General features: G+C 67.0%; 6 protein-coding genes. All 6 read right to left on the bottom strand.

What is annotated here, in order from left to right; genetic code table 11:
* Nucleotides 1–88 precede the first annotated feature (88 nt).
* From IPP90_14490 to IPP90_14465, 6 genes are read right to left on the bottom strand one after another with little or no spacing between them, the layout of a single operon-like run.
* Nucleotides 89–649, bottom strand: a complete 561-nt coding sequence (locus IPP90_14490) for a chemotaxis protein CheW (protein ID MBL0171900.1) — start codon at nucleotides 647–649, stop codon at nucleotides 89–91.
* Nucleotides 646–1,788 (bottom strand): chemotaxis response regulator protein-glutamate methylesterase, encoded by a 1,143-nt coding sequence (locus IPP90_14485; protein ID MBL0171899.1) that lies wholly within the window; start codon nucleotides 1,786–1,788, stop codon nucleotides 646–648. Before IPP90_14485 ends, IPP90_14490 begins: the two co-directional genes overlap by 4 nt.
* Nucleotides 1,775–2,317, bottom strand: coding sequence for a hypothetical protein (locus tag IPP90_14480; protein ID MBL0171898.1), 543 nt, complete (start codon nucleotides 2,315–2,317; stop codon nucleotides 1,775–1,777). The genes IPP90_14485 and IPP90_14480 overlap by 14 nt, the downstream gene beginning before the upstream one ends.
* The gene (locus tag IPP90_14475; protein MBL0171897.1) at nucleotides 2,289–3,959 is read right to left on the bottom strand and encodes a DUF4388 domain-containing protein; all 1,671 of its coding nucleotides are present in this window, start codon (nucleotides 3,957–3,959) and stop codon (nucleotides 2,289–2,291) included. The genes IPP90_14480 and IPP90_14475 overlap by 29 nt, the downstream gene beginning before the upstream one ends.
* Nucleotides 3,959–5,911, bottom strand: a complete 1,953-nt coding sequence (locus tag IPP90_14470) for an ATP-binding protein (GenBank protein MBL0171896.1) — start codon at nucleotides 5,909–5,911, stop codon at nucleotides 3,959–3,961. Before IPP90_14470 ends, IPP90_14475 begins: the two co-directional genes overlap by 1 nt.
* Complete coding sequence (locus IPP90_14465; protein MBL0171895.1) at nucleotides 5,908–6,597, bottom strand: GTPase domain-containing protein; 690 nt, start codon at nucleotides 6,595–6,597, stop codon at nucleotides 5,908–5,910. The genes IPP90_14470 and IPP90_14465 overlap by 4 nt, the downstream gene beginning before the upstream one ends.
* Nucleotides 6,598–6,608: the final 11 nt, after the last annotated feature.

Genomic DNA, 6,608 nt, shown 5'->3' with positions numbered 1-6,608 from the left:
GCCAGATCGCGACCATCAGGCAGTGGCGCTCCGGAAGGGGCGCGGCGGGACGTGGTCACAAGGTCGGTCGATGGGAGAAGAATCGTGGTCACGACGCCTGCGCGAGGGCGGCGTGATGAGTCGCGTCGTACACGGCGCGCACCACCCGCAGCATGTCCAGCACCAGCACGTTGTGGTCGTGGCGTACGAACTGCCCGCGGATGACGTGACTGGACGATACCACCTGCAAGGCCGTTTCCGGATTCACCGGCTTCACCAGTGCGGCATCGATCGTCGCCACTTCATACACGGCGTCAACCGCCGCCGCGACCAGCACGTCCCGCACAGAAAACACGAGCGTGCGTTGCCCGAGCGCAATGGGTTCACCGTGCGGTGGACCGGCGGCACCCGTTGTCCGCACGCCGGCCGCCTCGCACAATGTCTGCCGCAGGTTCAGGGCGGGCACCTGACGTCCGCCGAATTCCACCACAATCTGGCCGCCAGCGCCAGACGGCACCTCGCGCAGCACGCGTTCAACCGCCTCAGCGGGTGCCGCGAATCGCTGGCCGCCCAGCGAAAAGATGACAAATGTGGCGCGATCGATAGCGGGGACGGCCTGCCGCTGTCGCAGCGTGAATGCCGCCGTGGATCGAAATCGGGGTGCGGTCATGGGCACAACTCCGCGCCTGCTGGCGCTTCGAGGAGACTGGCAATGGTGTCGGCAATGCGATTGAGGGGCAGAATATGGTCCGCCCCGGCGTGCTGCAGGGCGGCCATGGGCATTCCGGCAATCACGCTTGATGCGCTGTCCTGCACGATACCGCGCCCGCCCGCATGGCGAATGGCGAACAGCCCCGCGGCGCCGTCGCAGCCCATTCCCGTCAGGACCACGCCGACACACGCGTCGCGGAATGCCCACGCGGCGGTCGTGAAGAGATGATCCGCAGCGGGTCGCACCCCCCAGAGTGTGGGAGCCGTATCCAGCAGCAGACATTGAACGCCATCGACGGTCCCCACGCGCAGATGGAACCCGCCCGGTGCCAGATACGCGTGCCCAGCGAGTATCGGGGTCTCGTGCTCGGCCTCGTGTACGCGCAGCCGAGCGCCCACATCGAGGCGTTGCGCCAGACTGTGTGTAAATCCCGGCGGCATGTGTTGGACGATGAGCACCGCCGCCGAGGAGAAGCGCGGCAGGTGGGGGATCACCTGGGCGAGGGCCGCCGGGCCACCGGTGGAGGCGGCCACACACACGACGTGCGTTGCCCGCCGATCCCGTTCGTCGCGAACGCGGGGCTGCCGTGTCGGCGTCGACGCGTGTCCGGCCATCGTCCCCGTTGGCGTCGCACCGCGCCCGCTGGTCGCGAACAGGGTCTCCCGATTGGCGCAGGCGGCGGCCCGCAGTGCCTCGAGGAGTTGTTCCCGCACGTCGTCCAGGTCGAGACTGATCGCGCCGGACGGTTTGCGCACAAATTCCACCGCACCGAGTTCGAGGGCGCGCAGCGTCGCCTCGGCCCCTCCGTCGACACCGCCGGCACTCAGCATCACCACCGGACGCGGCGCCTCTCGCATGATCTGTTGCAGCGCGGCCAGCCCATCCCGTCCGGGCATGTCGACATCGAGCGTGACAATATCCGGATTCAGCGCGTGCACTTGGAGCACGGCGTGCACGCCGTCACGGGCCGTGCCCACCACGTCGAATTCACCGCTCTCGCCAATGACGTCGCTGACCAGGCGACGCATGAAGGCGCTGTCGTCCACCACCAGCACGCGGGCGCGAATCGCCGCGATCGGATGTTCAGAGGTGAACATCGGACGAACGCATGGAGCGAACCAGCAGCGTGCCATCCGCGACATTGAAGAACACCGAACGTCCGTGCGCGCCGCCGATATCCTGGCCCACAATCGGCAGGTGCGCGGCGGCACACGCCGCATGCGATGCCGCCACGTTGCGGGCGCCCAACGACATCGAACCGGGTGCCAGCAACGGGGTGAACATGCTCGCCCCGCCGATCAGGCGTGCGTGAATCTCGCCGCGCGCGCCCAGTTCGCGCATACGCCGCACCATCGCGGGAATCGCGGTGGCGGGATACTTCCCGGGCGTCTCCTGCGCCACGGACAGGTTGACGTTCGGCAACAATACATGGGCGAGCGCCCCCACGCGCACGTCGCGCGCGTACAGCGCAATTCCCACGCAGGAGCCCAGGCCCACCGTCACCAGCATCAGCGGTCCGGCCCCGACCGCATAGTCGGCGATGTTCACCGTGATCTGCGTCATGGCGCGCCCGACCGCGCCGCGCATCGGCCGCGACTCATGCGGCGTGTCCCACCAGTGCGTCACCAGCACGCTCCCGATCGGCGGGGTCGGCGCGTCGGAACGCATCGAGATTCGCCTTCACGATGCGATTGTCGGGATCGATCGCCAGGGCGCGCTCCCATGCCGCGCGCGCGTCGTCCATTGTGCCCCGGCGATAGTGAATGTTGCCGAGCTTGAGATAGACATCGGCGCCGTGCGCCGCATGCAGTCGAATCACCCGGGTGAGCGCATCGAATGCCTCATCGTAGCGCTGCGCCCGGTACAGATAGTCACCCAGATTCTTGTGCAGATGTGCGCAGTTGGCGTCTTCCAGCAACGCATGCTCGATGGTGCGCGCGGCCAGTTCATAACTGCCACGGCGTTCATGCACCACCGCGAGGTTGTTGTGCAGGGCGGCCGCATGCGGGTGCAGCGTCAACCCTTCATCCAGCGTGGCAATGGCGCGCGCGGCGTCGCCGGCCAACGCGGCGGCGAGTCCCGCCGCATGATACCACGCGGCGGATGGCTGCCGGGAACCCCACCCCGCGCGCGCCAGCGCCAATCGGTCTTCGGCCACCGCCAGGTCGCCACGCTGCAACGCGATCACGGCCTCGGACAGTGCGATCCGCGGGTCGGCCGCCGGCGCGCGCGTTCTCGCGTCGGCCAACGCGGCACAGGCGTCGTCCAGTCGACCCAGTTGCTCGAACGCGAACGCCAGATTGTGGAACACCGCCGCCGGGGCGTCCGGCTCAAGCGCCGCGCGTCGCAGGGTATCGACCGCATCCTGCCATTCCCCACGCTTCAGATGCACCAGCCCGAGATGAAAGCGCGCCGCGCCGTCCGCGTCGCGCAGTTCGAGCACTCGACGGAACTCGCGTTGTGCTTCATCGAGCATTCCGGTTCGGTAGAAGGCGACGCCGAGATTGCGATGCTCGGCCACGCGACTTTCCGGTGGCGGCTGGCGACGCGCGGCACTGCGCCCCACGCGCTGGGCGAATCCGGCCGTGATCAGGCCGTAAATGGCCTTGCCGACTTCGAACTCGTCGATCCCCGAGCGCTCCACCAGCGCATGCACATCATTCGCACCATCCAGCAACAACACCAGGCGCTCCTGTGTGTGGCTCAGCGACACATCATTTCGCTGGGCCAGTCGCTTCGTGTCCACTTCGAAGATGAGATCGAGGCTGGGGATCTTCTTCTCGATCAGCGTCCATTCGTCGACCCGGCGCGCGCCTTCCAGCAACAACGCGTCGGCGCTGACGGACAGCAGCGGTTCGCCGTCCGCTGCGTGCGTGTCCGGCTCGAAGGTGAACGTCCCCGTGTTCCACGCGAACAGGTGGTAGACGGCCTCTTCCACCTGCGCGCGATACTGCACCATCAGCACGTCCGGTTCGACCAATCGCTGGGCAATCAGCACCACGGCCAGCTCCCGATCATCCGATGGACCAACGCTGGCCACCACGCGCGCCAGCGCATCGGCATCGACAGCGCCGGTTCGCACCAACCGGTCACCCAGACGATCGCGACGGTTGACAATCGCCGCATGGACGATGCGCCCGCGATCGAAGTGCACCGTGCCGAAGCTCCCTTCACGCGCGACGCTGAGACAGCCTGACTTCTGTCCCAAGGCCAGGAGCTGCAGCACGTCCGCCAGACTGGCTTCGGAGAGATTCCCGCGGATGGCCATCAGCGGTACTCCTCGATCAATCGTCCGCCCAGATCGGGCCAGGCCCAGATGACTTTCTCCCGATCCAGAAAGAAGTCGTCCAAGGCTCCGGCGGCGTGCGCCCGCGCGGTGAACATTGTGCCTTCGGTGCGCGCGACGCCCAGTTCGCGTTGCGCAAGTTCCAGCGTGAGCGGGCGACCGCCCATCTCCGCGGCGGCCTGCAGGCGCGTCATGAGTCCCACCAGTTCACGCACACTGCGCGCGTCACGATCGGCTAGCAGGGCCACCAGCGCCTGGCCCGGTTCATGGCCGGCTTCCAGCAACCACCGGTGAATGAGCCGCTCACGCAGCCCGCGATCGGGGGCCTGCAATGTCGCCACCAGGCCGCCTTCAAAGCGCGACCGCAGTCGATCGGCCAGGCCGACGATATCCCGCGGCGCCCGGTCGCTGGTGAGCACAATCTGGCTGCCGCGATCGTACAAGTGGTTGAACAGATGGAAGAGTTCTTCCTGGGTGCGCTCCTTGTCCGCGAGATGGTGCACATCGTCGACGATGAGCACATCCGCTGCGCGATAGCGGGAGCGCCATCGTTCCACGCCACCCTCCTGCATCGCCGCCACCAGTTCCTCGACAAACGCGGTGGCACTGACACAGGCCACGGCTTTGCGCGGCCAGGCCGCACGTACCGCGTTGCCGAGCGCGTGCGCAACGTGCGTCTTGCCGACGCCGGACGGGCCATGCACCAACAGGGGATTGTATCGTTGGCCGGGATGCTCCAGCACGGAATCGAACGCCTTGAGCGTCAGCTGGTTGGCGGTGCCCACCTCCAGCGCCGCGCGGGTGAACCCCGGCAGGGGCGCTGGCAAGGGCAGCGCCGACGCGATCGCGCGATCCAGCAGCAGTTGGGCGTCAGCGACCAGTTCCGGGTTCCTGAAGGCGGGATGTCCGCGCAACGACGGATCCACCGCCAGCGACTGCGCCTCGAGATTGCGCAGGTGTTCGACGGCCGCCGCAAACGTCGCGAGCAGTCCGTTGACTTCCGGCGCGGACGGCAATGCCATGGCGCGTTCCAACACGGCGGTGGCATACCCTTCGGCGCGCCAGAACGCGCACGCTTCGCCCAGATAGACCCGCCACTGCTCCACACGAGTCTCCACTTCCTGCAGCACGTCCGCCAGGAAGCCTTCGTACTCGGTGCCCTGTTCCGCGGCCACCGTTGCCGCACCCATCATTGCCTCGTCGTGCACGTCCACGGCCTGTTCACCCAGCACCGCCCGCACGTCGTCGGCGGTGATGGCCTGCCCTTCGAGTTGCTGAAATGCCGAGAGCCGATTCAGCGCCCCCTTGAGCTCGCGCACATTCTCGAACGGCAAGCGGGCCGTCTCCTCCAGGACGCCATCATCGAATGCGAGCGAGCGCTCGATGATGGCATTGCGCAGAATGGCCAGACGCATTTCGTAGTCCGGCGCACCGACATCGACAATCAACCCGCCGGAGAGCCGGGACAGCAAACGCTGGTCGACGTCCGGGATATCGGCCGGCGGGCGATCACTCGTCATCACGAGCTGACGTCCCTTGCCCTGCATCAGGTTGAAGAGCCGCAGCAGTTCCGTCTGCGTTTCCCGTTGCCCCGTCAGGAACTGCACGTCATCCAGCAGGAGGAGATCGACTTCCTGATATCGTCGCGCGAACTCGGCCTGCTGTCCCGACGCAATCGCCTTGTGCAGTCGTTCCGCCACTTCTTCACCCGTGCTGAACTCCACGCGCAGCGCCGGTTGCGTGAGTCGCGCCTGGAACGCGAGGGCCGCGACGAGATGCGTCTTGCCCAGTCCCGATCCGCCATACACGAACAGCGGGTTGTACACGGTGCCGGGCGACTCGGCCACCGCATGGGCGGCCGACACGGCGAGCCGATTGGATGAGCCGATCACGAACGTGTCGAATCGGTATCCGCCGTCGAGCAGGGTGCTCACGCGCCGGCACCGACCGCGGCCAGTTCATCCGTGACGGCCACGCGTGCCAGCGGCGTGCGCAACGCGGCGCGCGCGCGCTGCGCGGTGGTCGTGCCGTCGTCGGCACCGAGACGTCGCAGGACCCGCATCCCCAGCGATCGCAGCGTATCAAACACGCCAACGCCGTGCAACGCATCGGCGGCGAACTCCGGCACCCCGCGGAAGTTCAGCGCCACCGACAGCTCGGCCACCGACGCGGCCAGCGATGGTGGCAGGTCCTGCTTGTTGTATTGCATCACCACGGGCAGGTCGCGCACGTCAACGCCATGTTCGGCGAGGTTGGCGTGCATGTCTTGCAGGCTTTCGAGATTGTCGTCCCATCGATGGCGTTGACTGTCCGCCACGAACGCCACGCCGTCGGCGCCCTGCAACACGAGTTGCCGGATCGCCCGATAGTACGGCTGACCCGGCACCGTGTACAACTGGAATCGCACGCGATACGCGCCCACCGTGCCGAGGTCAACAGGGAGGTAGTCGAAGAACAGCGTGCGGTCGCGACGCGTGGCCAGCGACGTCAGCTCACCAACTTGGCCGTCGGGTAACGCGCCGTGCAGATGCGTCAAGTTCGTGGTCTTCCCCGATCGCCCTGGACCGTAGTAGACCAATTTGCAAGTGATCAGCTTCGTGGCGTGGTCCACGATGGGCATGCGCCCGTCCC

It is taken from the genome of Gemmatimonadaceae bacterium (assembly GCA_016720905.1).
Taxonomy (GTDB): Bacteria; Gemmatimonadota; Gemmatimonadetes; order Gemmatimonadales; family Gemmatimonadaceae; genus Gemmatimonas.
This window is presented reverse-complemented; position numbering and strand designations above follow the sequence as displayed.

Excerpts from the sequence above, each read along its gene's own strand:
- IPP90_14490 (MBL0171900.1), bottom strand. The coding sequence starts at position 649 with ATGACCGCACCCCGATTTCGATCCACGGCGGCATTCACGCTGCGACAG.
- IPP90_14485 (MBL0171899.1), bottom strand. The coding sequence starts at position 1,788 with ATGTTCACCTCTGAACATCCGATCGCGGCGATTCGCGCCCGCGTGCTG.
- IPP90_14475 (MBL0171897.1), bottom strand. The coding sequence starts at position 3,959 with ATGGCCATCCGCGGGAATCTCTCCGAAGCCAGTCTGGCGGACGTGCTG.
- IPP90_14465 (MBL0171895.1), bottom strand. The coding sequence starts at position 6,597 with ATGCCCATCGTGGACCACGCCACGAAGCTGATCACTTGCAAATTGGTC.